This is a genomic window from Ensifer sp. GW823-FHT05D09 (assembly GCF_058795755.1).
In genome coordinates, this window is sequence record NZ_JBXAIA010000003.1 from 606,939 (window position 1) to 631,185 (window position 24,247).

A 24,247-nucleotide genomic window follows, 5' to 3' on the forward strand; every position below is an offset into this window, starting at 1 on the left:
AAAGCAGCACATGGGTAGTGCCTCAACGGGCCGCACCATTGATAATCCGGCCGCGCCGGATGGCAATCGTCTTTGCCGAAAGGGCCGTCAGAGCAAGTCGACGAAAGCCTGCGCCGCGCGGCTGAACTGACGGTCGCGATGTGTCAACAGTTCGAAGCTGCGCTCGGCAAGCTCGAACGGCAATTCCACCAGCCGGCCGCTGTCGACGAAGGGCTGGGCGGCAAGCCTGGAAACGGCGGTGATGAAGGGACCGCTCTCGACGGCCGTCAGCACTGCCTCGTTCGATGGCAATTCAAGCTCGATCTTCAGCTGATCGGTATCCGCACCCTGCGCCTGCATCGATTGCAGGAACATGGCGCGCGTCCCCGATCCCTCTTCGCGCAGCACCCAGCGCGCGGCAAGCAGCGCTTCAAGATCGACGGGCCCACCGGCAAGCGCAAGGCGCGGCGGTGCGTAGATGGCGATGCGGTCGACAGCGACACTGCGATGGTCCAACCTCTCCGCCTCGACCCTGCCCTCGACGAAACCGAGCTGCGCCGTTCCTTCCTCGACCGCCTCGGCAACAACGGTCGTATTGCGGACGGTCAGCTTCACGTCGATATGCGGATAGTCATGGGTGAACCGCGCTAGGCGGACCGGCAGCCAGTAGCTGGCCACCGTCTGGCTCGCGGCGATCGCCAGCGTGCCGCGGCGCAGATGCGAGAGGTCGTTGAGGCAGGCAGTGGCGACCGTTGCGCGTGCGAGAACGGCCTTTGCCTCCGGCAGAAACGCTTTTCCGGCCTCCGTCAGCGCCAGCCCGCGACCGATACGATCGAACAACCTGACGTCGTGCTGCGTTTCGAGTGCTGCGATGGCAGCGCTTGCCGCGGACTGCGTGACGTTCATGGCCTCGGCCGCTCGCGTCATATGCAGACGCTCCGCGACAGCCACAAAAATGCGAAGTTGGTCGAGGGTCATAGAAAATCAATCGCAAAAAGCGATCGGTTTGACAAGAACAATCCGTTAGACTGATTTATCAATCGGATTAGGGTGTGGTCATGTCCAGATCGCATCGCATATACACCACCTTCGTAACCACGCTCCCTTCCCGCATAGCGCGTATCGCGCCGGGCCTGATCCTTTGTTGTCTCGTTGCGCTCGCCGCCTTCGTCCTCGAACGGTTCGAGGCAAAGTGGACCGGTCGCCCCTGGCTGGAAGCGCTTGTCATCGCCATCCTCCTCGGGGCGCTCGTGCGCATTTTCTGGACGCCAGGAGATCGCTGGATGACGGGCATCCGCTTCTCCTCCAAGCTGCTTCTGGAAGCGGCAATCGTCCTGATCGGCGCGAGCCTGAGCTTCGAGGCGATCCTGGCAAGCGGCCCGGTGCTGCTCGCCACCATCGTCGGCATCGTTTTTCTCTCGATCGTCTCCGGCTATCTGATCGCGCGGCTGCTCGGCCTGCCCAAGCGCATGGCGACGCTGATTGCCTGCGGCAATGCCATCTGCGGCAATTCGGCGATCGCCGCCGTCGCGCCGGCCATCGGCGCCGAGGGCGATGAGGTTGCTGCAGCCATCTCCTTTACCGCAATCCTCGGCATCGCCGTCGTTCTCACCCTGCCGTTGATTGGCGGCTGGTTCGGCATGTCGCCCTATGGCTTCGGCGTTCTGGCTGGCATGACCGTCTATGCCGTGCCCCAGGTGCTGGCGGCGGCTTCCCCGTTCAGCGCACTTTCCGTACAGGTCGGGACCCTGGTCAAGCTCGTGCGTGTGCTGATGCTTGGCCCCGTTGTCCTTTGCTTCTCGCTCATCAACCGCGGGGGCGAAGCGCATCCCCTGGCGCCAAGCCGGCCCGAAGGCAAGCAGCCGGCCCGTCTCGCCACATTCGCGCATTTCGTTCCCTGGTTCATTCTCGGTTTCCTCGCAGTCGCAGTCGCCCGCAACAGCGGAGTGATCCCCGATGTCGCCGCAACCGGTGCAGCACATCTCGCCACATGGCTGACCGTCATCGCCATGGCGGCGCTTGGCCTGGAGGTCGACATTCGCAAGCTCGCCGATGCCGGCCCGCGCGCAAGCGCGGCCGCCATGCTGTCACTGCTGGTCCTGGCCAGCCTGGCAGCCGCGGCCATCGTTGTTTTCGGCCTGGGCTAGCCTCACAGGCGCGCCCAAATTTCAAGCATTTGCCTATTTTCTAAGACACCAGATTCAAGGCGGCCCGTCCGACGGACGAAGTCCGCCCCATTGTTGGGCATCACTTTGGCCGCAACAGCCGGATTAACGCGTCAGAACTTTCTTGTCCCGCGACTGTGCACGCTTCTTGCATTGCATCCAGCGTTGTACTCAAATGGTCAAAAATAAGGGGACCACGCCTTTGGCATTTGACGAAATGATGAATGCGGATAGCAGTCCGCGCCAGCCATATTCGACCTATCATGAATGGTATGCCAGCCAGGACAGAAATCGGCTCATAGCGAAATCCAAGGACGCCGAGAATATCTTCCGGAAAACCGGCATCACCTTCGCGGTCTACGGACACGCAGACTCATCCGAAAAGCTCATCCCCTTCGACCTCATCCCCCGCATCATTTCCGGCCGCGAATGGCGCAAGCTCGCCCAGGGCATCGAACAGCGGGTCATCGCGCTCAACGCCTTCCTCGACGACATCTACCACAAGCAGGAAATCATCCGCGCAGGCCGCGTGCCGCGCGAACTGATCGAGAAGAACGTCGCGTTTCTGCCGCAGATGATCGGTTTTAGGCCGCCAGGCGGCGTCTACACCCATATCGTCGGCACCGACATCGTGCGCACCGGCGAAGATCAGTTCTACGTGCTGGAGGACAATGCCCGCACGCCGTCCGGTGTCAGCTACATGCTGGAAAACCGCGAAACGATGATGCAGATGTTCCCCGAACTCTTCCATCAGAACCGCGTGCGACCGGTCGAGAACTACCCGAACCTGTTGCGCCAGAGTCTGGCGTCGCTGGCGCCTCCCGGCTGCAGCGGCAAGCCGCGCGTCGCGGTGCTGACGCCCGGCATCTACAACTCCGCCTATTACGAACATGCCTTCCTTGCCGACATGATGGGCGTCGAACTGGTCGAGGGATCGGACCTGCGCGTCATCGACGGCAAGGTGAAAATGCGCACCACCCGCGGCTACGAGGCGATCGACGTGCTCTATCGCCGCGTCGACGACGACTTCCTCGATCCCCTCACCTTCCGTCCGGAGTCTGCGCTCGGCGTGCCCGGCATCATGGACGTCTACCGCGCCGGCAACATCACCATCGCCAACGCGCCCGGCACCGGCATTTCCGATGACAAGGCGATCTATTCCTACATGCCCGAGATCGTCGAGTTCTACACGGGCCGCAAACCGCTCCTGGAAAACGTGCCGACCTGGCGCTGTTCCGAGCCGCAGAGCCTCAAATACGTGCTCGAACACCTGGAAGAACTGGTGGTCAAGGAAGTGCACGGCTCCGGCGGCTACGGCATGCTGGTCGGCCCGACCGCCAGCAAGAAGGAGCGCGCGCTCTTTGCCGAAAAGCTCAAGGCACGCCCCACCAACTACATCGCCCAGCCGACGCTGTCGCTGTCGACCGTGCCCATCCTCGTCAACAAGGGCATTGCGCCCCGACATGTGGATCTTCGTCCCTACGTCCTTGTCTCCGACAAGGTGCAGATCATTCCCGGCGGCCTGACGCGCGTCGCCCTCAAGGCCGGTTCACTCGTCGTGAACTCCAGCCAGGGCGGCGGGACCAAGGACACCTGGGTGCTGGAGGACTGAGACCATGTTGGGAAGAACTGCAAACGGTCTCTACTGGATGTTCCGTTACATCGAACGCGCCGAAAACAGCGCCCGGTTGATCGATGCCGGCCTGCGCATGGCGCTGACCCGCAGCGGCGCGACAGAGGGCGATTGGGACGGCGTCTTGCAAAGTGCCGGCGTGCGCGAGCTCTACGACGAGGTGCACGAGACGCTGACGAGCATCGACGCGATCGACTTCCTGTTGCGCGACCGCGCCAATCCGTCGAGCGTGATGTCCTGCATCGAGGCGGGTCGCCACAACGCCCGCATGGTGCGTACGGCGCTGACGCGCGAGACCTGGGAAGCCACCAACGAATGCTACCTCGAGATGAAGGCGATCCTCTCCAGGAAGGCGCGTCCGACGGACATGCCGGAGATCATCGATCAGATCAAGCGTCGTGCCGGCCTCATCCGTGGCGCGTTCCACGGCACGATGCTCAGGAACGAGATCTTCAACTTCTCTCGCATCGGCACCTTCATCGAGCGGGCCGACAACACCGCGCGCATCCTCGATGTCAAATACTACGTGCTACTGCCGGCGGTCGCCGCCGTCGGCTCGTCGATGGACAATGTGCAGTGGGAATCGATCCTGCGCTCGGTCTCAGCCCACCGCGCCTATGGCTGGGTCTATGACGCCGAACTGAAACCGGCCAACATAGCCGACTTCCTGATCTCGAACGGCCGCATGCCGCGGTCGCTGGCCTATTGCTACGAGAAGATTGCCAGCAACCTCGGCTATCTCGAGCGGGAATATGGCGAGCGCCACCAGGCGCACGAGACGGCGGACCGTACGCTGGCAGCACTGCGCAGCCGTTCGATCACCGACATCATGGACCAGGGACTGCACGAATACCTCGAGGATTTCATCAGCCAGAACAACCGTCTCGGCCAGGAAATCTCCGACGGCTATCGTTTCAACTGAGTTTCGGGAGGACAGCATGCACCTGAAAATCAGCCATACGACCGAATACCACTACGACGAGCCGGTGCAGTATGCGCTGCAGCGGCTGCGCCTGACGCCGGTCACAGGGGTGGGCCAGACCGTGCTCGGCTGGCAGACGCTCGTCGACGGCGCCGCGATGGAGGTGAGTTACGACGATCACTTCGGCAACCGCGTCCATCTCGTCAGCGTCGACGGCGACCGGGAGGCGATCCACATCACCGCAAGCGGCGAGGTCCACACAGAGGATCGCGCCGGCGTCTTCGGGCCGCACCAATCCTATGTACCTCTATGGCTCTATGCCCGCGAAACGCCGCTGACCAAGGCGGGCAATCTGATCCGCGATCTCGCGAAATCGGCCGAGGGCGACACCGACCTTGCCCGCATGCATGCGCTGATGGCGATGATCCACGAGGCGGTGGAATACAAGGCCGGGGAGACCCACGCGGAAACGGCGGCCGAGGACGCGCTTGAGGCCGGTCGCGGCGTCTGCCAGGATCATGCCCATATCATGATCTCGGCCGCGCGCGCGCTCGACATGCCGGCGCGCTACATCTCAGGCTACCTGATGATGGAGGGGCAAACGGCGCAGACCGCCAGCCACGCCTGGGCCGAGGTGCACCTGCCCGGCCTCGGTTGGGTCGGGTTCGATGCGGCCAACAAGATCTGCCCTGATGACCGCTACGTGCGCATCGCCTCGGGCCTGTGCTACCGCGATGCCGCCCCGATATCCGGCCTGATCCATGGTGAGGCCAACGAAACGCTGAAGGTTTCGGTGACCGTCGAGCAACAGACGCAAAACCAGAGCCAGACGCAAAGCCAGTAGGATATCCTCGCCGGCCAAAGCCCTGATCGCGGGTCAACTGCAGCCATCCTGTCCTAGGTCACGGAAGACCTTGCGAGCGGCCCGAAAAAGCCGATGACGCGTGTTATTCGCTTCTGGTCAGCGTCGAGGAAGACGATGTCGAGCCCCTCAGGGAAGGAGGACCCATCGGGCATCACGAATTTCCACGCGAAGCGTGCGATCCCATGATGAAAATCCACGTCGCTTGTCCGCGTGATGCATGCGCCCGAATGCTTGGCCTGAATTCCTGAGATGTGCGCGAGCAATGCTTCTGCGCCGGCAGCGTGAACCGTTGGATCCGTGTACGTTGCGCCATCGCTCCAGATCGGGAGCAGCAACGCCCGCCGCTGCTCGGCGTCCTCCTTCGACCAGGCAGCACAATACGAATCAATGAGATGCGTTAAAGACATTCTATTCCGCTCCTGTAGCCCATTGGGCTGACTTCACCCATGCTCGGACAACAAGGCCCGAGCACATCCAGCTTGTTGTGTCGCAATCAGCTGAAAGCCATAGGATCAACTGCCGCGGCGGCCGTGCCGGCTGCAGCCCGCCCGAATCCACGCGAGGACGAGCGCCGGTCCCATTCGTGCGTTTCGCCAAGACACGGATTGAAGGCTTCATTCCCGCACTCCATATTGATCGGCGCGATGCTCGGCGCGCCGGTCGTTGCAGGAACCTACGATGTGGACGGGGCGACGCAATACGTACGGAGCCGCAAGTGGTTACCCGCCGGTAAGGAGAATGAGATGAACAAGCCTGCGGACAATGGCTTTTCGACAGCCATGAAGATGGTCGCGGGTAAGTGGAAGATAAACATCCTTTGCGAACTCGGCGTCGCGCCTCGCAGATTTGGCCGGCTGCGACAGTCGATTCCGGCGATCAGTGAAAAGATGCTGACGCAGCAGTTGCGGGAACTGGAGACCGACGGGCTTGTGAACCGGAAGGTCTATCCGGGCTCTCCGACAAAGGTCGTCTACTCGTTGACGGAAAGCGGAGCGGCACTCAACGCCGGCGCAGAGGGGTTGTGCCTCTGGGCTGAACAGTTCCCATCCCGTGCCGATGCTTAACGGCGCTCGACAAACATGCTCGTCTACAGCGCCGCGCGTCTTATTGGACGCGCAAAGGTCGCTGTAGCACTTTGAATTGCTGCATGTTTTTATCCCTAAATCGAATACGATTTACGGAAACATGCAGTAGCCTTCGGTGACCAGTGTCACTGAGCCCACGGCGGTACTGTCGCACCACCATCATGGTGCGACAGTCGCAACAGCATAGGCCAGGCACGAGCATGATGTCGCTCGTGCTCAGCCGGATTTAGTGGCTGTCGCGTTCGACGACGGAACCGCGCGCCCCAACCAGGAAATCGAGGTCGGCGCCGGTGTCGGCCTGCATGACCGTGTTGACGTAAAGGCCGGCATAACCGCCCTTTTGCGGCTTGACCGGGGAAATCCAGGCCGCCCGACGCCGGGCCAGTTCCTCATCGGAAACATCAAGCTGGATGCTGCGGGCGGCAACGTCGACGGCAATCATGTCACCGTTTTGAACCAGCGCCAGCGGTCCACCAGCGGCCGCCTCCGGCGCGGTGTGAAGGATGACGGTGCCGTAGGCGGTGCCCGACATGCGCGCATCGGAAATGCGGATCATGTCGGTGATGCCCTTCTTCAGCACCTTCGGCGGCAGGCCCATGTTGCCGACCTCGGCCATGCCCGGATAGCCCTTGGGGCCGCAGTATTTCAGCACCATCACACAGGTCTCGTCGATGTCGAGATCGTCGCGGTTGATGCGGGCGTGATAGTCCTCGATGCTTTCGAAGACCACGGCGCGGCCCTTATGCTGCATCAGGTGTGGCGATGCCGCCGACGGCTTCAGCACGCAGCCCTTGGGCGCCAGATTGCCGCGCAGCACCGCGATACCACCCGACTGGGTCAACGCCTTTTCGCGCGGAACGATGACGTCGTCATTGTAGTTGGTGACGTCCTTGACGCCGTTCCAGATCGTGTCGCCGGTGACGGTCAGGGCGTCCTTGTGCAGGAGGCCCATTTCACCGACGGCCTTGATCACCACCGGCAGACCGCCGGCGTAGTAGAACTCTTCCATCAGGTGCTTGCCCGATGGCTGCAGGTTGACGATCGTCGGCACGTCGCGGCCGAGCTTATCCCAGTCGTCGAGCGTCAGTTCGACACCGATGCGGCCGGCAAGCGCCAGCAGATGCAGCACCGCATTGGTCGAGCCACCGACAGCGCCGTTGACGCGGATGGCATTCTCGAACGCCTCTCGCGTCAGGATATCGGACGGCTTCAGATCCTCCTTGACCATGTCGACGATGCGACGGCCGGAAAGCTGCGAGATCACCCGCCTGCGGGCATCGACAGCCGGAATTGCCGCATTGCCGGGAAGCGTCATGCCGAGCGCTTCGGCCATGGAGGCCATGGTCGAGGCCGTGCCCATGGTCATGCAGCTGCCGGCGGAACGCGCCATGCCCTGCTCCGCATCCATGAACTCATCCAGCGACATCTCGCCGGACTTCACCATCTCCGAAAACTGCCAGATGGCGGTGCCGGAGCCGACGTCCTTGCCACGCCACTTGCCGTTCAGCATCGGGCCACCGGAAACGAGAATGACGGGGATGTCGACACTGGCCGCGCCCATCAAGAGGCTCGGCGTGGTCTTGTCGCAGCCGCCGAGAAGCACGACGCCATCGACCGGATTGCCGCGGATCGCCTCTTCGACATCCATGGCCGCCAGGTTGCGGAACATCATCGCGGTCGGCCTGAGCGTGCTTTCGCCCACGGAGAAGACCGGGAATTCGACCGGGAAGCCGCCAGCCTCGTAGACACCGCGTTTCACCCGCTCGGCGAGATCACGCAGGTGCGCGTTGCACGGCGTCAGCTCCGACCAGGTGTTGCAGATGCCGATGATCGGCCGACCGTCGAAGGTGTCGGCGGGCAGACCCTGGTTCTTCATCCAGGAGCGGTGCATGATGGCATTCTTGCCCGTGCCGCCGAACCATTCCTGCGAACGCAACTTGCGCGGCCACTCAGCTTTCTTCTTCATGTTGTCCTTCCTTGAGCGGCCCGCGCCGAAACGCGGGCCCTGGACGGCGCCCTTATGCCAGGGTGTAGGCCGTCTTGACGGTTGTGTAGAATTCGGCGGCATAGCGCCCCTGCTCGCGCGAGCCATGGGAGGAGCCCTTGCGGCCGCCGAAGGGCACGTGGAAATCGACGCCGGCGGTCGGCAGGTTGACCATCACCATGCCGGCCTCGGCATTGCGCTTGAAATGCGTCGCGTGTTTCAGGCTGGTGGTGGCGATGCCCGACGACAGGCCGAACGGTGTGTCGTTGGCGACGGCAAGCGCCTCGTCATAGTCCTTCACCCGGATCACCGAAGCGACCGGTCCGAAGATCTCCTCTTGGCTGATGCGCATCTGGTTGGTCGCCTCGGTAAACAGCGCCGGCTGCAGATAGAAGCCGGGCGTGTCGCGCTTCAGGAGTTCGCCGCCGAAGGCGAGTTTCGCGCCTTCCTGTTTGCCGATAGCGATATAGTCGGTGTCCTGGTTGAGCTGGCTCTGGTCGACCACCGGGCCGATATGCGTGCCGGCCTTCAAGGCATCGTCGATAACAAGACCCTTCATGCGCTCGCCCATCGCCTGAACGAAGCGGTCGTGAATGCCTTCGGTCACGATCACCCGCGACGACGCGGTGCAGCGCTGGCCGGTGGAGAAGAAGGCGGAGTTGACGGCAGCCTCGACGGCAACATTGAGATCGGCATCGTCGAGCACCACGAAGGGGTTCTTGCCGCCCATCTCCAGCTGGTACTTGCGATTGTGCTCGACTGAGGCGAGCGCGACGCGTTTGCCGGTGCCGGTCGAGCCGGTGAAGGTGATCGCCTGGACGTCTGGGCTGTCGAGCATCGTCTGGCCGACGACGGAGCCCTTACCCATGACCAGGTTCAAGACGCCCTTCGGCAGGCCGGCGCGCACGAGGATGTCGACGATTGCCCATGAGCAGCCGGGCACCAGTTCGGCCGGCTTGAAGACGATGGTGTTGCCGTAGCAGAGCGCCGGCGCGATCTTCCAGGCGGGAATGGCGATCGGAAAATTCCAGGGCGTGATAATGCCGACGACGCCGACCGGCTCGCGGGTGATTTCGACGCCGATACCAGGTCGCACCGAGGGGATGACCTCGCCGGCCAGCCTCAGCGCCTCGCCGGCGAAGAAGTCGAAGATCTGGCCGGCACGCACGGTCTCGCCGATGCCCTCGGCCAGCGTCTTGCCCTCTTCGCGCGACAGAAGCCGCCCGAGTTCGTCCTTGCGCGCCAGGATCTCGTCGGCGGTCTTTCGAAGGATGGCGTGGCGCTCGAGAATGCCGGAGCGCGACCAGGCCGGAAAGGCGGCTTTCGCCGCGGCAATCGCGGCCTTCGCATCCTCGACCGAGGCGCGGGCGTACTCCCCGATCACGTCATTGGTGTCGGACGGATTGATATTGGCAACGCCATCACCGCCAACCCACTCGCCGGCAATCAGGTTCTGGTGCAATGTCATGGGCCTCAGCCTCCTTCATCTTGTTTTCGCGGGCAGCCGCTGCTCGGCGGCCTGCCGCTGGCATACCAGATATATCAGAGCTGATGTATGGCGACCTGCTCGTCGCCGGCGATCGCCAGCGGGTTCCGCAGGGCGAGGCCGAATTCGGCAGCCTCGATCTCGAAGACATCCCCCTCCTCGGTGCGGATGCCATCACCGAAGGACAGCGTCGCCGTGCCGAACATGTGCACGTGGACGTCGCCGGGCTGGCGGAACAAGCCGTATTTGAAGTGGTGGTGTTCGAGGTTGGCAAAGCTGTGCGACATGTTGGCTTCGCCCGAAAGGAACGGCTTTTCCCAAAGAACTTTGCCGCCACGCAGGATGCGCGAGGTGCCCCTGACATCCTCCGGCGCCGCACCGACGCGAATTTCAGGGCCGAAGCTTGCCTGACGCAGCTTCGAGTGGGCGAGCCAGAGGTAGTTGACCCGCTCGGTCTTGTGGTCGGAGAACTCGTTGGCAACGGCAAAGCCGATGCGGAACGGCACGCCCTTGTCGGAGATCACGTAGATGCCGGCCATCTCCGGCTCCTCGCCGCCGTCCTCGGCAAAGGCAGGCGAGACGAGCGCCGAGCCGGGCGCGACGGCGGAGGTGCCGTTGCCCTTGTAGAACCATTCCGGCTGCGCACCGATTTCGCCGGGCTTCGGTTTGCCACCTTCGAGCCCCATGCGGAACATCTTCATGGAGTCGGTCAGCGTCTCCACTGCCGTCTCGGTGGTCTTCTTGTGCATGGCGTCGCGGGTTGCAGCCGAACCCAGATGTGTCAGCCCCGTGCCGGTCAGATGCAGATGCGCCGGGTCGGGATGGGTGATCGGCGGCAAGAAACGTCCATCGGCATAGGCGGTTTCGAGATCAATCGAAGCGCCAAGGCCCTTGGCCTCGATCGTATCCTTGAGGCTGCGACCGGCATTGGCCGCTTCCATCGCCAGCGCATAGACGCTCGTTGCACCGTTGACGGCACGGGCCGTTTCACCCGCAGCACGCACGGCGACCGTTATCGATCCGTCTTCGTTTCTGACTTGAGAAATCAGCACGATCCTGTCCTTTCTTGCATCGTTCGGCCGTTGCGCTCACCTGATTTCAGGCAAAACGCCGCCCCTCGGGTGGCTCGCACCGCCCAATCCGACAGCTTCGCTGTCAACCTTGGCGGCCGAGGCCGCCGGTTCCTTGTTACTGGTTCGATCCGGGCTGTTCGGTCGCTCGTCAGCCCTTGTTCTTGTTGTAGACGTCGAAGAACACGGCAGCGAGCAGCACCAGACCCTTGATCAGTTGTTGGTAATCGATGCCGATGCCCATGATCGACATGCCGTTGTTCATCACGCCCATGATGAAGGCGCCGATCACCGCGCCTGTGATCTTGCCGACACCGCCCGAGGCCGACGCGCCGCCGATGAAGCAGGCCGCGATGACGTCGAGTTCGAAGCCGACGCCGGCCTTCGGTGTCGCCGAATTAAGCCGTGCGGTGATGATCATGCCGGCGAGTGCTGCCAAAACACCCATGTTGATGAAGGTATAGAAGGTCAGTCGCTCGGTATTGATGCCCGAGAGTTTCGCTGCCTTGACGTTGCCGCCCATGGCATAGATGCGACGGCCGACCGTCGAACGCGTGGTGACGAAGGTGTAGAGGGCAATCAGCACGCCCATGGCGATGAGAACGTTGGGCAGGCCGCGATAGGTCGAAAGCTGGTAGCCGATGAAAAGCGCGACGACGGCGATGACCGCCATCTGGATCGCAAAGAAGACGAAAGGCTCGTTTTCGCTGCCATGCTGCTCGTTGACCCGGCGATTGCGCACGCCTGCATAGATGGCGTAGCCGACGAGAGCCAGCACCGCCACCAGTGCCACCATGTTCTGGATCAGGTCGGGCTTGGGGTTGAGGAAGTAGAGGAAATCCGGAACGAAGCCGGTCGAAAGCAGCTGGAATTCCTTCGGGAACGGGCCGATCGGCCGGCCGCCGAGCACCACATAGGTAAGCCCGCGGAAGACAAGCATGCCGGCGAGCGTGACGATGAACGACGGAATCTTCTGATAGGCGACCCAATAGCCCTGCGCCGCCCCCATGATGCCGCCAACGATCAGACAGGCGGGAATGACGACGATCGCCGGCAGGCCCCATTTCACCAGCATGATCGCCGATATCGCCCCGATGAAGGCGACGATGGAGCCGACAGAAAGATCGATATGCCCGGCGACGATGATCAGGAGCATGCCCAGCGCCATGATGACGATGAACGAGTTCTGCAGCACCAGATTGGTGATGTTGACCGGGCGAAACAGGACGCCGTTGGTGACGAACTGGAAGAACAGCATGATGACCACGAGCGCGACCAGGAGGCCGTATTCGCGGATGTTGTTCTTGAGATAGTCCCCGATCGAGGGTTTGTTTGCTTGGTTGCTCGTATCGGCGACCATTAGTGTTTCTCCCCTGAACGCATGATGGCACGCATGATGGATTCCTGGCTCGCTTCCGCCTTCGAAAGCTCGGCGACGATGCGGCCCTCATTCATGACGTAGATGCGGTCGCAGGTTCCAAGCAGTTCCGGCATCTCCGATGAGATCATCAGGATGCCTTTGCCCTCGGCTGCAAGCTGGTTGATGATGGTATAGATCTCATACTTCGCGCCGATATCGATACCGCGTGTCGGCTCGTCGAGGATGAGGACTTCCGGGTTGGTGAACAGCCACTTCGACAGCACCACCTTTTGCTGGTTGCCGCCGGAGAGATTGACCGTTTCCTGATAGATCGAGTGCGAACGGATGCGCAGCTTCGAACGATAGTCGGAGGCGACCTTGACCTCCTTGCGATCGTCGATGACGCCATTCGACGCCACGGCCTTCAGGTTGGAGAGCGTGGTGTTCTCCTTGATGTTGTTGATCAGCACGAGACCCAGCTGCTTGCGGTCTTCGGTGACATAGGCAAGGCCGGCATCGATGGCGCGCGGGATGGTGCTGACATCGACCGGCTTGCCGCGCATCAGCACGTCGCCGGTGATCTTGTGACCCCAGGACTTGCCGAAGATGCTCATCGCCGTCTCGGTGCGCCCTGCGCCCATCAATCCGGCAATGCCGACGACCTCGCCGGCGCGCACGGTGAAATTGACGTCGTGCAGGAACTGCCGGTCGCGGTGATGCTGGTGGAAAACGTTCCAGTTCTTCACCTCCAGCAGCGTCTCGCCAATCTTCGGCTCGCGCGGCGGATAGCGGTCTTCCATGGCGCGGCCGACCATGCCCTTGATGATCCGGTCTTCGCCGACATCCTCGGTCTGACAGTCGAGCGTCTCGACCGTTCCGCCATCACGCAGGATGGTGATCTGGTCGGCAACCTTGCGGATCTCGTTCAGCTTGTGCGAGATGATGATCGACGTCATGCCCTGGGTGCGAAACTCCATCAGGAGCTTCAAGAGCGCGTCGGAATCGTTTTCGTTGAGCGAGGCGGTCGGCTCGTCGAGGATCAGGAGCCGCACCTTCTTCGACAGCGCCTTGGCGATCTCGACCAGCTGCTGCTTGCCGACGCCGATATCGGTGATCAGCGTCGCCGGCGGTTCGCTTAAGCCCACCTTCTTCAGAAGTTCCTGTGTGCGTGCAAAGGTCTGCGGCCAGTGGATGACGCCATTGGTGGCGATCTCGTTACCGAGAAATATGTTTTCGGCGATCGACAGCAGCGGGACCAGTGCCAGCTCCTGGTGGATGATGATGATACCCAGATGTTCGCTGTCGGAGATGGTCGAGAAGCGGCGCGGCTCGCCGTCGTAGTAGATCTCGCCGTCATAGGTGCCGGCGGGATAAACACCGCTCAGGACCTTCATCAGCGTCGATTTGCCGGCGCCGTTTTCACCGACCAGCGCGTGGATCTCACCTTCGCGAACCTTGAAGCTGACATTGTCCAGCGCCTTGACGCCCGGAAACGTCTTGGTGATGCCACGCATTTCGAGAATGATATTGTCCATGTTCAGTCATTCCAGCGGCAGTCGGCAAGAGAGTACAGGCTCCCTCACCCGGATAAAAGGGCCCGCGACGGATCGCGGACCCCGATGCATGGCCTGATCAGTTGTTGATCTGATCTTCGGTGTAGTAACCGGACGAAACCATCACGTCCTTGATGTTGGACTTGTCTACGGCGACCGGCTTCAGGAGATAGGACGGAACGACCTTGACGCCGTTGTCGTAGGTCTTGGTGTCGTTCACTTCAGGCTCCTTGCCTTCCATGATCGCGTTGACCATGCCGACCGTGACCTTGGCGAGTTCGCGCGTGTCCTTGAAGACCGACGAGTACTGCTCGCCGGCAAGGATCGACTTGACCGAAGGCAGCTCGGCGTCCTGGCCGGTAACGGCAGGCATCGCCATGTCGCCCGAGCCGTAGCCGACGCCCTTCAGCGCCGAGATGATGCCGATCGACAGGCCATCATAGGGCGACAGAACGCCATCGACCTTGGCGTCGGTGTAGTTCGACGACAAAAGGTTCTCCATGCGAGCCTGGGCAACAGCACCGTCCCAGCGCAGCGTGCCGACCTGGTCCATGCCCTTCTGGCCGGACTTGACGACGATCTTGTTGCTGTCGATCAGCGGCTGCAGAACCGACATTGCGCCATCGTAGAAGAAGAAGGCGTTGTTATCGTCGGGCGAACCGCCGAACAGTTCGACGTTCTTCGGCTCGGTCGCGCCGTCGAGCTTCAGGCCCTGCACCAGCGAGGTTGCCTGCAGCACGCCGACCTGGAAGTTGTCGAAGGTGGCGTAGTAGTCGACATTGCCCGAATCGCGGATCAGACGGTCATAGGCGATGACCTTGACGCCGGCGTCGTGGGCCTTCTGCAGGATGTCGGAAAGCGTCGTGCCGTCGATGGCGCCGATGACGAGAACCTTGGCGCCCTTGGTCACCATGTTTTCGATCTGGGCGAGCTGGTTCGGAATGTCATCATCGGCGAACTGCAGGTCAGGTGTGTAGCCTGCTTCCTTGAACAGCTTCTCCATGGTCTCGCCATCGGAGATCCAGCGGGTCGAGGTCTTCGTCGGCATGGAGATGCCGACCGTGCCCTTGTCCTGCGCGAAGGCGGGTGCAGCAAACGACGCGACGGATATCGCAGCCGCTGCGAGAAGCGAGGTAATCAATTTCATCTGGTCTCTCCCAAAAATGTTGAAGCCGGCAGGCCCGCAGCCTCCCCGTCTATGCGCAGCGATCCACCGGCCCGGAGATCTTAGTCTCCGGCGGTGGATCAAGGTGAAGGAAAACCTCCCCGCCCGCATGCTCCCACATGCACTGGCACATGAGGAAAAACTGGAATCAAAAGCCATAACTGTCAAATACAATATCGCTTTGCATGCATACCATAATTGATATAATCATCAAAAACAGTGTGATTTTTGAAACATCCTGAAAACTGGATTGCCTACGATGATCAAGGACGGAAAGCCAGGCGCGACAGGGATTGCCGCCGAACAGTTCGACAGCGGACTGTTTCGCTCGGGCCTGAAGATCAATCACCTCCGGCTGATCCTGGCGATCGACGATCATCGTCGCATCAGTGCGGCTGCAGAGACCCTCGGCATCTCCCAGCCGGCCGCATCGCGCATGCTCGCGGAGATCGAGACGATCCTGAAGGCGCCGATCTGCGAGCGAGTCGCGCGCGGCGTGGAACTGACCCGCTACGGCCAGGCACTGGCGCGCCGCGCGCGCACGATCTTTCTGGAACTGCGCGAGGCCTCACGCGAAATCAATGAATTGAAGACCGGCAGCGGCGGCTCGGTGTCGATCGGCTCGGTGACCGGACCAGCACTCAACCTCGCCGTACCGGCGATCCGCCAGGTTATCACCGCCTATCCCGGCATCGAGATCAACATACAGATCGAAAACAGCAACGTGCTGACACGCGAGCTGCTTGCCGCCCGCCACGACTTCGTCGTCGGGCGCATTCCGGACGATCTCAACCCGCGGCTCTTCAACATGGTCGAGATCGGCTACGAAGAGGTCTGCCTGATCGTGCGCGACGGCCACCCGCTACTCGAAAAACCTGTCGCCGATGCCGAGGACCTCCCCGCCTACGACTGGGTGTTCCAGCCGCCGGGTACGCTGCTGCGGCGCGCGGTCGAAGACAGTTTCATCTCTGCCGGCGTAAGGCTGCCGGCAACCGTCATCAACACGTCCTCGATCATCCTGACACTGTCGATCGTGCGCAATACCAACGCGATTGCCCCGGTGGCGCTCGACGTCGCCAACCTGATCGCCGACAACGGCACGCCGGCCGGCGAGATCCGCATCCTCAAGACCGAGATCCCGATCCGCATCAAACCCTACGGCTTGATCACCGCCGAGGGACGCGCTCTGCCGCCGAGCGCCAAGCTGCTTTACGATCTCATTCTCAAGCAGGGGCGAGCCTGACCTGACTGATCAGCCCGGCATGATCACACGGACTGATCAGCCCGGCATGATCAACCATGTTGATCAGCCCGGCATGATCAACGTTGCTGATCAGCCTGGGATAATCTCCATCCGGCATTTTGCGCCGGGATAACGGAGGGCTGCATGTTTGGAATGTCGGTGTTTCAGTCCGTGCTTGAACGGCTGAAGACGGAAGAGGACGAAGGAGAGACCGCAGCGACGGCATTGGCCGCCACGCCGCGCGCGCCGTCTTGCGCAACCCCGTTCGTTGCCGGTGCCAACGAGAACGGGTCGGCTGCGCACAGCGCTGTCGAGCGCGCCTATTTCGACGCGTCCTTCATCGAGCCTCCCCCGACAGAGCCGATGCCGGCGTTTCTCAATCGCACCAGTCTTGAAGAGGTCGCCGAAGAACTGGACCTCGACGAACGGGAAACGCTCGGAACACTTGCCGCCAAGCGACGAATCTTTGCCGCGGCCAATCATCCCGACCGCCTGCCGCAGGACTATCGCGCCAATGCCACGGTGCGGATGAAACTCGCCAACATGCTGATTGACGAAGCGTCACGTCAGTTGCAGGCGGCCTGACTGTCGCTCACGCGTCGTTGTCAGCCTTGGGCGTTTCGTCCTTTGACGCGGTACTCTCGGCGCCTGCAACCTTGTCGGTCGGCTTGTAGAAGAGCAGCAGCGAAGAGCCGACATAGGCGGCGATCGCGAGCGCAATGATGCTGAAGAACGGTTGATCGTGATAGAATTCAAGCGCCGCCCATCCGGCGCAGACCAGGAAAATCAGGATCCGGCGCCACAAGGGACGGTAAAAGGCGTGGTCCGGGTCGATGAGTTTGATCATCCTGTCCTCTGGCTGTCATGCGCTTGTGATCGGCAAAGGATGTCTTGTAGGGGAAATGCACCCGCCGCCGCAAGCCCGCGGCCGCGGCACGCCCTTGACGAACGCCACCAAAATAGAATAAAAATTCCGAAAATAATTTCATCGGCCATTTCATTCCGAACAGACGGCGCGACGCGCCGCACGGGGAAAGGGTCGAGCGAGGGAGAGGAACGCGCGCGCCATCCGCTTGCGCAACAGTACCGCCAGCCGCCTTGCAACCAATTCGTGGAATTGCCCTTCCGCGGCGCCTTTGCGCGATGAGCGCTGATCATCACGCACCTTCCCGGTCACGGACCGGATTTCGAGAGAGACAGAGATGACAGTGAGATTTGGTCTTCTGGGCGCCGGACGCATCGGCAAGGTTCACGCAAAGGCCGTCAGCGGCAATCCCGATGCCGTGCTCGTCGCCGTGGCCGATGCCTTCCCGGCGGCTGCCGACGCCATTGCCAAGGCCTATGGCTGCGAAGTCCGCACCATCGAGGCGATCGAAAAGTCGGCCGACATCGACGCCGTCGTCATCTGCACGCCGACCGACACCCATGCCGACCTGATCGAGCGTTTCGCCCGCGCCGGCAAGGCAATCTTCTGCGAAAAGCCCATTGATCTCGACGTCGATCGCGTCCGGGCCTGCATGAAGGTGGTGGCCGAGACCAAGGGCAAGCTGATGGTTGGCTTCAACCGTCGCTTCGACCCGCATTTCATGGCCGTTCGCAAGGCCATCGACGCCGGCAAGATCGGTGACGTCGAAATGGTGACGATCACCTCGCGCGACCCCGGCGCACCGCCGGTCGACTACATCAAGCGCTCGGGCGGCATCTTCCGCGACATGACCATCCATGACTTCGACATGGCGCGCTTCCTGCTGGGTGAAGAGCCGGTATCGGTCACGGCGACCGCAGCCGTGCTCGTCGACAAGGCAATCGGCGAAGCCGGCGACTACGACAGCGTGTCGGTCATCCTGCAGACCGCATCCGGCAAGCAGGCGATCATCTCCAACTCGCGTCGCGCCACCTACGGTTATGACCAGCGTATCGAGGTTCATGGCTCCAAGGGCGTCGTCTCGGCGGAGAACCAGCGCCCGGTTTCGATCGAGATCGCCAATGGCGACGGCTACACCCGCCCGCCGTTGCACGACTTCTTCATGACCCGCTACACCGAAGCCTATGCCAACGAGATCGAGAGCTTCATCTCCGCGATCGAAAAGGGCACCGAAATCACCCCTTCGGGCAAGGATGGCCTCGCGGCGCTTGCACTTGCCGACGCTGCCGTGAAGTCGGTTGTGGAAAAGCGCCAGATCAGCGTCGGTTAAGGCGCAGGCATGCCCCAGAATCGAACGGCCGGGCGCGTTGCGCTCGGCCGTTTGCATTCCGGGCTACCGCTTCAGCCGTCGGCGCGCAGCGCCTCAGTCGCCCACTCGCGCGCCTGTTCCTCCTGCCCGGTGCTGGGCGCAACTCCGGGCCTGCCGGTCAGAAACCCCTGGACCTGCAGGCAGCCTTCTTCGACCAGGATCTGTCTTTGCCGCTCCGTTTCCACGCCCTCGGTCACGACAGGCAGGTTGAGGCTGTTACCAAGCGCGATGATCGCCCTGACGATGGCGTGCGCTGAAGGGTCCTTGTCGATCAGGGCCGTAAAGCTGCAATCGATCTTCAGCTTGTCGAACGGGAAGGTCTGCAGGTTGCTGAGGGAGGAATGCCCGGTTCCGAAGTCGTCCATGACGATGTGAACCCCGTGGATGCGCAGCCGTCCGAGGGTGGCAAGGACGTCTTCGCGATTGTGCAGAAGCGCAGCCTCGGTGATCTCCAGCTCCAGCCTGCGCGGCTCCAACCCCGTGCGCCGCAGGATGCCGAAGATCTGGTCGAACAGATTGGGAAGCAGGAACTGCACCGGCGAGATATTGACCGACACCGGCAAGGGCTCGTTCCATTTCGCCGCCTCCCTGCAGGCCTGCTCCAGCACCCATTCGCCGATCTGGATGATCGAACCGCTTTGCTCGGCAATGGGGATGAAGACATCGGGACTGATCAGGCCACGCTCGGGGTGCATCCAGCGCAACAGCGCTTCATAGCCCAGAACCCGGTCGCCACGCAGATCGACAATGGGTTGATATTCAAGGAAGAGTTGCCGCCGAAGCACGGCGTGACGCAAGTCGTTTTCAATCTGCCGGCGGGTGCGCACGGCTTCGTCCATCTCCGTATCGAAGAAGCAGGCAATCCCCTTGCCGGATTGTTTGGCGCGGTAGAGAGCGGTATCGGCGTTGTTGCGCAGTCGGTCGGCGGTGTCGCCGTCGATCGGGTAGATCGCGGCACCGATGCTGACGCCAACGGCGGTCGGATCGCGGTTCGTATCCATCTCCGCGGCAAAAAACGTCAGGATGCGGTCAGTCAGGTGACGGGCGGCCTCCGGTTGCTCGCCCCCGACCTGAAGGATGGCAAACTCGTCACCGCCCAGCCGGGCGACGGTATCCCCCTCGCCGACCGCCTTGCGCAGGATGTCGGCAACCTTCTTGAGGATGCGATCACCTTCGCCGTGGCCGAAGATGTCGTTGACCGCCTTGAACCGATCGAGGTCGAGGCAGAGGATGGCGAGGTGCTCGTCCTTCGCCGCCGCCGCCGCCATGGCCTGGCCAAGGCGAAGATCGAAGAAACCGCGGTTGGGAAGATCGGTCAGGGCATCGTGGTGCGCCAGATGTTCGATGGTGCGTTCTGCTTCCTTGCGCGCGCTCAGATCGCGCACGAAGATCACCTCGCATTCGCGCCCGCGATATTCGATCGTCCGGCAGGTGAACTCGACAGGAACGGACTGCCCGGCCACATCGACCAGGTCGATCTCCCCCGGGCCGTCGCCGCGATGATGGCCCTCCAGCCCTTCCTTGCCGAAGGCGAAAATGTCTGCGGGATCTCTGGCGACAAGCTCGGGAACCTTGCAGCCCGCCAAGCGTGCGAAGCGTTCATTCGCGTCAATGATGCGGCCTTCATGCACGATGGCCATGCCTTCCAGCGATGCATTGGAAAGACCGCGCAGGTCGGTCAGATGGCGGTCGACGAACACCGCGCCGAAAGCCAGGATGATCAGCATGGTCGAGGCAGCGATGACCCCACCGGCAAGCCAGGCGGGATGGATGACATCGGTTGCCGGAATATCCGGCGCCGGCACCAGCGTCGCGCCGCTCATCGAGGTGAAATGGAGGACGCAGATGGCAACGACGAGCAGCAAGGTCGAAACCACCAACCGGCGGACATTGCGCAACACATGAAAGGCATGAAGCGCTGCAGATGCCAGCAAGGTACCGGCAACCATGGCGAAGGCGGTGAACCTGGTGTCGTAGACGATGTGACCGGGCATCTCGAGCGCCTGCATGCCGGTAAAGTGCATGGCGGCGATGCCGACACCCAGGATGACGCCACTTGACGCAAGCGCGTAATGCGAGCGCGCACCAAGCCCGACGGTGAACGCGACCCAGGCAGCCGCGACGGCAACCGCAACGGAGAGCGCTGTCCCGGAGGCGCCGTAGGAAACCGTCATCCCGCCATCATAGGCAAGCATGGCAATGAAATGGGTGGACCAGACGCCGATGCCGCAGGCAAAACCACTGGCAGCGACCCAGAGATCGCGCTGATTGCCTTCACTTCGCTGGGCACGCAGCAGCAACAGCATGGTAGCCACACAGCCGGCCAGGCAAACCACGGCAGCCACCAGCACCAGACGCCAATCGTGGTCATCGCGTATGCATGCAATCACTGAAAACATGATCGTCTCCCGCGTCAATGCCACATTGACAAGGAGTTGCTAAATAACCGTAAATTGCATTAGCGTGCTTGTTCGCCCTTGATACAACCCCAAGAATGGTTGTCTCATCCCGCGCCTCACGCGCGTGCCAGTCAGGCCGTGGCGATCTCGCTATCGATCACGCCCAAGGCGCGCTCGAGATGTCCATCGAAAACGAGCCGTTGCTCGTCTAGCACAACAGATATTTCAGGCGGGCCCTGAAGCCGGAGCTGGAGTGACTGGGACACACCCTCCATCAACCCACCCTGCAGCAGATCGAAGTAACGCGTCCCGGGGCCGGTGACGTAGATCGGCATGCGCTCGTAAAGACTGAGCATGCGCGATATGCCGTTGCCGAGAGCAAGACCCGCCTGTCGAAAGGCATAGCCCGCCATCCGATGCCCCTGGCGCGCACTCGCCGCGATCTTGTCCATCTCGGCGATCGGCACGAACTTTGCCGGGATCGTGTCGGGCGGCACTTCGAAAGCTGCTCGAAGGATGCCGTAGAACCCGGCGGCCGCTTCAATGCAGCCATAGGCGCCGCACCGGCACAATCCCGCCGATGGCGCATGCAGCATGTGCCCGAAGTTTGGCGCGGTCACGTCGATCTCGCCGAACCTGCCCTTGCGGGCAACTCCGAGGCCGATGCTGTGGCCGAGCGAGATGGCGGCAAGCGATCGGAAACCGGCCTCTGGCGCGCGTTCCGCTTCCGCAGCCAGCGCCTGCGCCACCAGCAAGGTCTCATTGTTGAGCATCACCTTCGCCCGCCATTCCGGGGCAAGCAGTGCGGCAAAGTCGAGTTGTTCGCTGCCGAAGACCGGCGACCAGAGCAGACGCGCCGCGTCGTTGTCGACATCGACCAGTCCCTTGCTGCTGATGGAGACGGCAAGCACACGGTCACGCGTCAGGCGCGAACGCTGCAGCAAGCGCTCCAGCGCATCGACGAAGATCTGCGCGAAGGCGGATGTGCCGCGTTGATCGTGATTGCGGCTCTCCTCGAAACGGTCGAGCAGCGTGCCGCCGTAATCGGTCAGCGAATATTGCACTACATCGGAAGAGATGCGCACGACGATAACATAGCCGCAGTCGCGGCGCGGCGTGAACAACACACGCGGACGCCCTCGCCCGCCCTGCACCTGCTGCTCCGCTTTGACGATGACGCCTGCCCGCTCGAGCTCGGCCGTGATCGCCGAAACGGTCGCAGACGCAAGCCCGGTCGCAGCAGAAATCTCCGTATGGGAAAGATTGCGGGCACGCCTGAGCGCGGCAAGAACCAGGGCGCTGTTTTGCTGACGCACGAGCTCAGTGCTGGACTTGGTCAGCATCATACGTCCTTGCCGGTGGCGGGTCCTTCGAACACATGCCCTCCCAAAGCATCTGCCGTGCGGCGAAGCAAGGCGCTGACGGCCTTGTCGATAGCCTTGCCAATCTCTGCCACTGATTTTCTCGACTGTCGAGAAATAATCCACAGGCCATTTCGCGAGCCAGGCAATCGCAATCGCGCCGTTCGGCGTCGACAGGAGAGGTCTTGCCGCAAGTTGCATTGCACGGTCGCCGGGCAAAATCCACCGAGCCAACGGACAAGCCACCTGGAACCTTCCCGGAGATCGCTCCGGGCGTTGGTTGAAATGAAACGACAATCCTTTTCCGACTGGCCGCGGGATCACGCATTCCCTTGTGACGCTGCGGTTGTGCGCGCTGCGCGTCGGTGCATCCAGGTGTCGAATGCAACCGGGTCGCCCGTGTTGACAGGTCCGGGATTCTCTGACATTCATTTTCTCGACTGTCGAGAAAATAAAGCCGAACGATGTTACGGTGGCGTTTCGACAGCGTTGCAAGGCTGGTCGAGGATGGTGCGGGAGGTTCGCACGCTCAGCCGGCCGCCACTCGGGAGGATGAAATGAAAACCGTTTTGAAGCTGATGGCAGGGGCTGCCATCATCGCGTCGATGCATTCCGCCGCGATCGCCAAGGACCTGGTGGTCGGCGTTTCCTGGTCCAACTTCCAGGAAGAGCGTTGGAAAACCGACGAAGCCGCCATCAAGGCAGCGCTTGAGGCATCCGGCGACAAGTACATTTCCGCCGACGCACAGTCTTCCGCTGCCAAGCAGCTGACCGACGTCGAGTCGCTGATCGCCCAGGGCGCCAACGCTCTGATCGTGCTGGCGCAGGACAGCGACGCCATCGGCCCGGCCATCGAAAAGGCTGCCGCCGAAGGCATCCCGGTCGTCGGCTACGACCGCCTGATCGAAAACCCGGCCGCCTTCTATATCACCTTCGACAACAAGGAAGTGGGCCGCATGCAGGCTCGCGAAGTGTTCAAGGTCAAGCCGGAAGGCAACTATGTCTTCATCAAGGGCTCGTCTGCCGACCCGAACGCCGACTTCCTGTTCTCCGGACAGATGGAAGTGCTGAAGGAAGCCGTCGACGCCGGCAAGATCAAGAATGTCGGTGAAGCCTATACCGACGGCTGGAAGCCGGAAAATGCCCAGAAGAACATGGAGCAGTTCCTGACCGCCAACGACAACAAGGTCGATGCGGTCGTCGCTTCCAACGACGGCACCGCCGGCGGCGCGATCGCAGCCCTCGACGCACAGGGCCTCGCCGGTTCCGTTCCTGTCTCCGGCCAGGACGCCGACAAGGCAGCTCTCAACCGCGTAGCCCTCGGCACCCAGACCGTGTCGGTCTGGAAGGACAGCCGAGAACTCGGCAAGCGTGCAGCTGAGATCGCCGCGGAACTGGCAAGCGGCAAGAAGATGGAAGAAATCGCCGGCGTGACCGCCTTCAACGGCGGCCCGAAGGGCGTCGCCATGCAGTCGGTCTTCCTCGCACCGCTGCCGATCACCAAGGAGAACCTCAACGTCGTCATCGACGCCGGCTGGATCTCCAAGGACGAAGCCTGCCAGGGCGTCAAGGGCGACGTGGCTGCGTGCAAGTAAGCCACCCGGACAGGGTTGAGCTCTGACCTCAAGACAAGCGCCGCAACGCACCCCGTTGCGGCGCTTGCGCAAGGTGCGGCCGGGGCGGACAATGCGGCAAGACCTTCGGGCGCGCATTGACGAACGAGAGAAGCGCTCGACAGCTGTC

Annotated in this window: 20 protein-coding genes; 9 read left to right on the forward strand and 11 right to left on the reverse strand. The window is 62.1% G+C overall.

Annotated features, from left to right (window positions below):
- Positions 1–87: 87 nt before the first annotated feature.
- On the reverse strand, positions 88–957 hold the full coding sequence (locus AC1Q80_RS13265; protein WP_492360692.1) for a LysR family transcriptional regulator: 870 nt from the start codon (positions 955–957) through the stop codon (positions 88–90).
- Positions 958–1,037: 80 nt separating this feature from the next.
- On the opposite strand from AC1Q80_RS13265, the gene AC1Q80_RS13270 reads away from it, so the two are divergent.
- From AC1Q80_RS13270 to AC1Q80_RS13285, 4 genes are all read left to right on the forward strand, one after another.
- Entirely contained in the window at positions 1,038–2,126 is a 1,089-nt protein-coding gene (locus AC1Q80_RS13270) for a YeiH family protein (RefSeq protein ID WP_492360693.1), read from the forward strand.
- A 235-nt stretch (positions 2,127–2,361) separates the two neighbouring features.
- On the forward strand, positions 2,362–3,756 hold the full coding sequence (locus AC1Q80_RS13275) for a circularly permuted type 2 ATP-grasp protein (RefSeq protein WP_081788908.1): 1,395 nt from the start codon (positions 2,362–2,364) through the stop codon (positions 3,754–3,756).
- Between the two features lie 4 nt (positions 3,757–3,760).
- A complete protein-coding gene (locus tag AC1Q80_RS13280) occupies positions 3,761–4,699 on the forward strand; it encodes an alpha-E domain-containing protein (protein WP_173420899.1) in 939 nt (312 codons plus the stop codon).
- Positions 4,700–4,715: 16 nt separating this feature from the next.
- Positions 4,716–5,543, forward strand: a complete 828-nt coding sequence (locus tag AC1Q80_RS13285; RefSeq protein WP_492360694.1) for a transglutaminase family protein — start codon at positions 4,716–4,718, stop codon at positions 5,541–5,543.
- A 53-nt stretch (positions 5,544–5,596) separates the two neighbouring features.
- Here AC1Q80_RS13285 and AC1Q80_RS13290 read toward each other — a convergent pair whose 3' ends face one another.
- Complete coding sequence (locus tag AC1Q80_RS13290; RefSeq protein WP_492360695.1) at positions 5,597–5,971, reverse strand: hypothetical protein; 375 nt, start codon at positions 5,969–5,971, stop codon at positions 5,597–5,599.
- A gap of 198 nt (positions 5,972–6,169) precedes the next feature.
- On the opposite strand from AC1Q80_RS13290, the gene AC1Q80_RS13295 reads away from it, so the two are divergent.
- A complete protein-coding gene (locus tag AC1Q80_RS13295; protein WP_492360696.1) occupies positions 6,170–6,628 on the forward strand; it encodes a winged helix-turn-helix transcriptional regulator in 459 nt (152 codons plus the stop codon).
- A 247-nt stretch (positions 6,629–6,875) separates the two neighbouring features.
- Here AC1Q80_RS13295 and araD read toward each other — a convergent pair whose 3' ends face one another.
- From araD to chvE, 6 genes are all read right to left on the reverse strand, one after another.
- A complete protein-coding gene (araD, locus tag AC1Q80_RS13300; protein WP_492360697.1) occupies positions 6,876–8,615 on the reverse strand; it encodes an L-arabinonate dehydratase in 1,740 nt (579 codons plus the stop codon).
- A gap of 52 nt (positions 8,616–8,667) precedes the next feature.
- The gene (locus tag AC1Q80_RS13305; protein WP_492360698.1) at positions 8,668–10,101 is read right to left on the reverse strand and encodes an aldehyde dehydrogenase family protein; all 1,434 of its coding nucleotides are present in this window, start codon (positions 10,099–10,101) and stop codon (positions 8,668–8,670) included.
- 74 nt (positions 10,102–10,175) lie between these two features.
- Positions 10,176–11,171 carry an AraD1 family protein gene (gene araD1 / locus AC1Q80_RS13310; RefSeq protein ID WP_492360699.1) on the reverse strand — a complete coding sequence of 332 codons (996 nt, stop codon included), beginning with the start codon at positions 11,169–11,171 and terminating at the stop codon, positions 10,176–10,178.
- 169 nt (positions 11,172–11,340) lie between these two features.
- Positions 11,341–12,549 (reverse strand): multiple monosaccharide ABC transporter permease, encoded by a 1,209-nt coding sequence (gene mmsB, locus AC1Q80_RS13315; RefSeq protein ID WP_173423974.1) that lies wholly within the window; start codon positions 12,547–12,549, stop codon positions 11,341–11,343.
- On the reverse strand, positions 12,549–14,084 hold the full coding sequence (gene mmsA / locus AC1Q80_RS13320) for a multiple monosaccharide ABC transporter ATP-binding protein (protein WP_492360700.1): 1,536 nt from the start codon (positions 14,082–14,084) through the stop codon (positions 12,549–12,551). The genes mmsB and mmsA overlap by 1 nt, the downstream gene beginning before the upstream one ends.
- Before the next feature lie 97 nt (positions 14,085–14,181).
- Positions 14,182–15,249 (reverse strand): multiple monosaccharide ABC transporter substrate-binding protein, encoded by a 1,068-nt coding sequence (gene chvE / locus AC1Q80_RS13325; protein ID WP_173423972.1) that lies wholly within the window; start codon positions 15,247–15,249, stop codon positions 14,182–14,184.
- A gap of 277 nt (positions 15,250–15,526) precedes the next feature.
- Between chvE and AC1Q80_RS13330 the strand changes: the two genes are divergently transcribed.
- Both AC1Q80_RS13330 and AC1Q80_RS13335 read left to right on the forward strand, forming a co-directional pair.
- Complete coding sequence (locus AC1Q80_RS13330) at positions 15,527–16,510, forward strand: LysR family transcriptional regulator (RefSeq protein ID WP_209791022.1); 984 nt, start codon at positions 15,527–15,529, stop codon at positions 16,508–16,510.
- Between the two features lie 144 nt (positions 16,511–16,654).
- On the forward strand, positions 16,655–17,095 hold the full coding sequence (locus AC1Q80_RS13335; protein WP_173423970.1) for a hypothetical protein: 441 nt from the start codon (positions 16,655–16,657) through the stop codon (positions 17,093–17,095).
- A 7-nt stretch (positions 17,096–17,102) separates the two neighbouring features.
- Here AC1Q80_RS13335 and AC1Q80_RS13340 read toward each other — a convergent pair whose 3' ends face one another.
- Complete coding sequence (locus AC1Q80_RS13340; RefSeq protein WP_234903171.1) at positions 17,103–17,357, reverse strand: hypothetical protein; 255 nt, start codon at positions 17,355–17,357, stop codon at positions 17,103–17,105.
- Positions 17,358–17,712: 355 nt separating this feature from the next.
- Between AC1Q80_RS13340 and iolG the strand changes: the two genes are divergently transcribed.
- Entirely contained in the window at positions 17,713–18,705 is a 993-nt protein-coding gene (gene iolG / locus AC1Q80_RS13345) for an inositol 2-dehydrogenase (RefSeq protein WP_173423969.1), read from the forward strand.
- 71 nt (positions 18,706–18,776) lie between these two features.
- Here the strand turns inward: iolG and AC1Q80_RS13350 are convergent, their stop codons facing one another.
- Together AC1Q80_RS13350 and AC1Q80_RS13355 are read right to left on the reverse strand one after the other, a co-directional pair.
- Entirely contained in the window at positions 18,777–21,143 is a 2,367-nt protein-coding gene (locus tag AC1Q80_RS13350) for a bifunctional diguanylate cyclase/phosphodiesterase (protein WP_492360701.1), read from the reverse strand.
- Positions 21,144–21,274: 131 nt separating this feature from the next.
- The gene (locus AC1Q80_RS13355; RefSeq protein WP_492360800.1) at positions 21,275–22,486 is read right to left on the reverse strand and encodes an ROK family transcriptional regulator; all 1,212 of its coding nucleotides are present in this window, start codon (positions 22,484–22,486) and stop codon (positions 21,275–21,277) included.
- A gap of 575 nt (positions 22,487–23,061) precedes the next feature.
- On the opposite strand from AC1Q80_RS13355, the gene xylF reads away from it, so the two are divergent.
- Complete coding sequence (xylF, locus tag AC1Q80_RS13360) at positions 23,062–24,099, forward strand: D-xylose ABC transporter substrate-binding protein (protein ID WP_173423966.1); 1,038 nt, start codon at positions 23,062–23,064, stop codon at positions 24,097–24,099.
- The last annotated feature ends 148 nt before the right edge of the window (positions 24,100–24,247 follow it).

Bases quoted from the DNA above. Each gene is read 5' to 3' on its own strand.
- AC1Q80_RS13290 (WP_492360695.1), bottom strand. From the start codon at position 5,971: ATGTCTTTAACGCATCTCATTGATTCGTATTGTGCTGCCTGGTCGAAG.
- chvE (WP_173423972.1), bottom strand. From the start codon at position 15,249: ATGAAATTGATTACCTCGCTTCTCGCAGCGGCTGCGATATCCGTCGCG.
- AC1Q80_RS13340 (WP_234903171.1), bottom strand. From the start codon at position 17,357: ATGATCAAACTCATCGACCCGGACCACGCCTTTTACCGTCCCTTGTGG.
- AC1Q80_RS13350 (WP_492360701.1), bottom strand. From the start codon at position 21,143: ATGTTTTCAGTGATTGCATGCATACGCGATGACCACGATTGGCGTCTG.
- AC1Q80_RS13335 (WP_173423970.1), top strand. From the start codon at position 16,655: ATGTTTGGAATGTCGGTGTTTCAGTCCGTGCTTGAACGGCTGAAGACG.
- AC1Q80_RS13280 (WP_173420899.1), top strand. From the start codon at position 3,761: ATGTTGGGAAGAACTGCAAACGGTCTCTACTGGATGTTCCGTTACATC.
- AC1Q80_RS13330 (WP_209791022.1), top strand. From the start codon at position 15,527: ATGATCAAGGACGGAAAGCCAGGCGCGACAGGGATTGCCGCCGAACAG.
- mmsB (WP_173423974.1), bottom strand. From the start codon at position 12,549: ATGGTCGCCGATACGAGCAACCAAGCAAACAAACCCTCGATCGGGGAC.
- iolG (WP_173423969.1), top strand. From the start codon at position 17,713: ATGACAGTGAGATTTGGTCTTCTGGGCGCCGGACGCATCGGCAAGGTT.
- AC1Q80_RS13305 (WP_492360698.1), bottom strand. From the start codon at position 10,101: ATGACATTGCACCAGAACCTGATTGCCGGCGAGTGGGTTGGCGGTGAT.
- AC1Q80_RS13285 (WP_492360694.1), top strand. From the start codon at position 4,716: ATGCACCTGAAAATCAGCCATACGACCGAATACCACTACGACGAGCCG.
- AC1Q80_RS13265 (WP_492360692.1), bottom strand. From the start codon at position 957: ATGACCCTCGACCAACTTCGCATTTTTGTGGCTGTCGCGGAGCGTCTG.
- mmsA (WP_492360700.1), bottom strand. From the start codon at position 14,084: ATGGACAATATCATTCTCGAAATGCGTGGCATCACCAAGACGTTTCCG.
- xylF (WP_173423966.1), top strand. From the start codon at position 23,062: ATGAAAACCGTTTTGAAGCTGATGGCAGGGGCTGCCATCATCGCGTCG.
- AC1Q80_RS13275 (WP_081788908.1), top strand. From the start codon at position 2,362: ATGATGAATGCGGATAGCAGTCCGCGCCAGCCATATTCGACCTATCAT.
- araD (WP_492360697.1), bottom strand. From the start codon at position 8,615: ATGAAGAAGAAAGCTGAGTGGCCGCGCAAGTTGCGTTCGCAGGAATGG.
- AC1Q80_RS13355 (WP_492360800.1), bottom strand. From the start codon at position 22,486: ATGCTGACCAAGTCCAGCACTGAGCTCGTGCGTCAGCAAAACAGCGCC.
- AC1Q80_RS13270 (WP_492360693.1), top strand. From the start codon at position 1,038: ATGTCCAGATCGCATCGCATATACACCACCTTCGTAACCACGCTCCCT.